The 2,631-nt window shown below is 50.1% G+C and carries 3 protein-coding genes; all 3 read left to right on the top strand.

What is annotated here, in order from left to right:
* Window positions 1-153 precede the first annotated feature (153 nt).
* The 3 genes from ACTHUE_RS15100 to ACTHUE_RS15090 all read left to right on the top strand — a co-directional run bounded on the left by ACTHUE_RS15100 (window position 154) and on the right by ACTHUE_RS15090 (window position 2,467).
* Window positions 154-648: a restriction endonuclease gene (locus ACTHUE_RS15100; RefSeq protein WP_070460502.1), complete on the top strand. Its 495-nt coding sequence runs from the start codon at window positions 154-156 to the stop codon at window positions 646-648.
* A gap of 21 nt (window positions 649-669) precedes the next feature.
* The gene (locus ACTHUE_RS15095; protein ID WP_070460504.1) at window positions 670-1,533 is read left to right on the top strand and encodes a mechanosensitive ion channel family protein; all 864 of its coding nucleotides are present in this window, start codon (window positions 670-672) and stop codon (window positions 1,531-1,533) included.
* A 67-nt stretch (window positions 1,534-1,600) separates the two neighbouring features.
* Window positions 1,601-2,467, top strand: coding sequence for a hypothetical protein (locus ACTHUE_RS15090; RefSeq protein ID WP_219088989.1), 867 nt, complete (start codon window positions 1,601-1,603; stop codon window positions 2,465-2,467).
* Window positions 2,468-2,631 lie beyond the last annotated feature (164 nt).

The raw sequence follows: 2,631 nt of genomic DNA, 5'->3' as shown, positions 1-2,631 counted from the left end.
CTATTTTATTTTTCAGACGGCCTTTCATCTATAATTCATTTATTTTCAGCGAGAACTTCAAACCCTTCCGGCAATGTAAAATATCGAATTTTTCAGCCGTAACAGGTAACATGGAAACAAAGGGATGGGTTCTTCAAACAAACAGGTACTGCAATGGGAAAACAAGCCAGACTTTATATGGTTCGCAGCACGCAAGGTGCGCTTTATGATGTATTTTTTGAACGCGGTGTGGCGGCGTTGGCCTGGCCCATGCTGGCCGAAGCGGCGGCCAAGGGTTTTGGCCGTGAGAAACTGACGGATATTTACCGTTCGGCCGTGCCGGATGTGAAATTGAGAACAGCGCAATCGGGTGCGGCTCAGATGTGGCGGTTTTCCAACGAGTTGGCCGATGGAGATGCCGTACTGACCTACTCGCCTGCCCTGCGCCGTTATCGGATCGGCAGGATTACAGGCGGCGCAGTACATTGTCCGCAATGGGACGATGAGAAAATGTCGCTGGTGCGGCCTGTTGAGTGGCTGGGCGAAGTATGCCGTGATGATTTGAGCGTGGCAGCACAACGGGCTTTGGGTAGCGTGGCAACTTTGTTTGCAGTATCGGAAGTGTGTGCGGCAGAAATTTTTGAACGCGTGGGTTTTCAGACGGCCTAAAAAGGGAAAGGAAACAGCATTATGTGGAACACCATACAGGAATGGCTGAACGCTTTGCCTGTCAGTGAAGAAATCATCAAATCGGCTTTGATGTCGATGGTGATGATTGTGGCCGTCATTGCCGGGCGCAGCATTTTGCTCTCGGCTCATTTTCGCAGCCATCCGGATTTGAGCATCGAAAACAAACGCCGTTCGCTGGTGGTCAGTCGCAACATCACCATGCTGCTGCTCTTGTTCGGGCTGGCGATGATTTGGGCGGCGCAGATTCAAACTTTGGCGTTGTCGATGTTTGCGGTAGCTGCGGCAATTGTGGTGGCGACCAAAGAATTGATTATGTGTTTGTCCGGCAGCATCCTGCGCTCGGTAACCAAACAATATTCCATCGGCGACTACATCGAAATCAACGGCCTGCGCGGACGGGTGGTCGATATCAATATGCTGAACACGCTGATGATGCAAATCGGCCCCAATCCGTTGATTGGCCAGCTTTCCGGCAAAACACTCTCGTTTCCCAACAGCCTGCTTCTGAGCCACACCGTGCGCCGCGACAATATTTTGGGCGATTATGTAATTCATACGGTGGAAATTCCCGTACCGATTCATTTGGATTCGGACGAAATCATCGGCCGTCTGAAAGATGTTCTTGAGCCATTGTGCGAGCCTTATGTCCCTGCCATCAAGCAGCATTTGGAAAACGTGCAAACCCAAAAATTGTTTATCACGCCCGCCGCCCAGCCGCGTGTATCCCGTGTGCCACATGATGACAAGGTGTATAACATCATCGTGCGCTTTGCCTCGCCCGTAGCCAAACGCTTGGAAATCCAACAGGCGGTTTTGGACGAATTCTTACGCACGCAATGCCAATTAATCAATAAATTAAAATAGTCCAGTTTATATATACTATCAAATCACTTACAATACCCAAATTTATAATCAACAATAAGGAAAACTCATGTTGCCCGAATCAGCCCTTGCCGAAATGTACCCTGTAATCATGACCCCCAGCCATGACGGCAAATATTTCCACAACTACACCCTCTCACTTCTGAACATCGTCCACACCAATGCCGCACACGGCCTACCGCTTCAAGTGATGATGCAGCGCGGCGAAAGCCTGATTACGCGCGCGCGCAACAACTGCGTGGCCACATTCTTAGAAAACAAAGAATGGACGCATTTATTTTGGATTGACTCCGACATCGGCTTCTCTCCCGATTCATTCTACCGTCTGCTTTTGGCCGACAAAGACGTTGTGGCAGGCATTTACCCGCTCAAACGCGACAACTGGCCTGAAGAAGGTGTTCCGGCCGGCACGACTCAAGCCGACTTCGAGCGCATGTACACTTCTTATACCGTCAACACCAGCGAAAAAAATGAAAACGGTGAAATCGTACTGAAAGTCGATGAAGACGGTTTTATGAAAGTCCATGACGCGCCAACCGGCTTTATGGTTATCAAGCGCAGCGTATTTGAAAAAATGATGGCAGCCTACCCCGAGTTGAACTACATCTCCGACAGTGACTACAACAGAGAAGACAAAGGCCTACACTACCGCTTCTTCGACTGCATGGTTGATCCGAAAAGCAAACGCTACCTGTCCGAAGATTACACCTTCTGCCACCTCTGGCGTCAAATCGGCGGCGAAGTGTACGTCGATGTACAATCCAACCTGACCCACCAAGGTGCAAAAGTGTATCGCGGCTCGTTTGCCGAATCCCTGCAAACCAATGTTGCCAATGCCGTATTTGCCCCGAAAGGCACACCAATGCGCCTCGAACTGGCTGCGCCATTGCACGCCAATCCGCGCGGCGCAGAATAAAATTGGCCGACAGGCAGACAAGACACTTTAATTCTATCTGTCTGCCACCATATAACGCCTATCGTTTTCTTTTCAGACGGCCACAAGGCCGTCTGAATCCATCTTATTCAGGAGAAACCATATGAGCGACAACGTCCTGCTCCACTTGGGCGAAGAACCCCGTT

Source organism: Neisseria sp. P0021.S005 (genome assembly GCF_051956955.1).
The sequence above is the reverse complement of the archived record's forward strand: the minus strand, read 5'-3'. Positions and strand labels throughout refer to the sequence as shown.

What these genes read in the sequence shown, in the direction of transcription:
- ACTHUE_RS15095 (WP_070460504.1), top strand. Translation starts at nt 670, where the DNA reads ATGTGGAACACCATACAGGAATGGCTGAACGCTTTGCCTGTCAGTGAA.
- ACTHUE_RS15090 (WP_219088989.1), top strand. Translation starts at nt 1,601, where the DNA reads ATGTTGCCCGAATCAGCCCTTGCCGAAATGTACCCTGTAATCATGACC.
- ACTHUE_RS15100 (WP_070460502.1), top strand. Translation starts at nt 154, where the DNA reads ATGGGAAAACAAGCCAGACTTTATATGGTTCGCAGCACGCAAGGTGCG.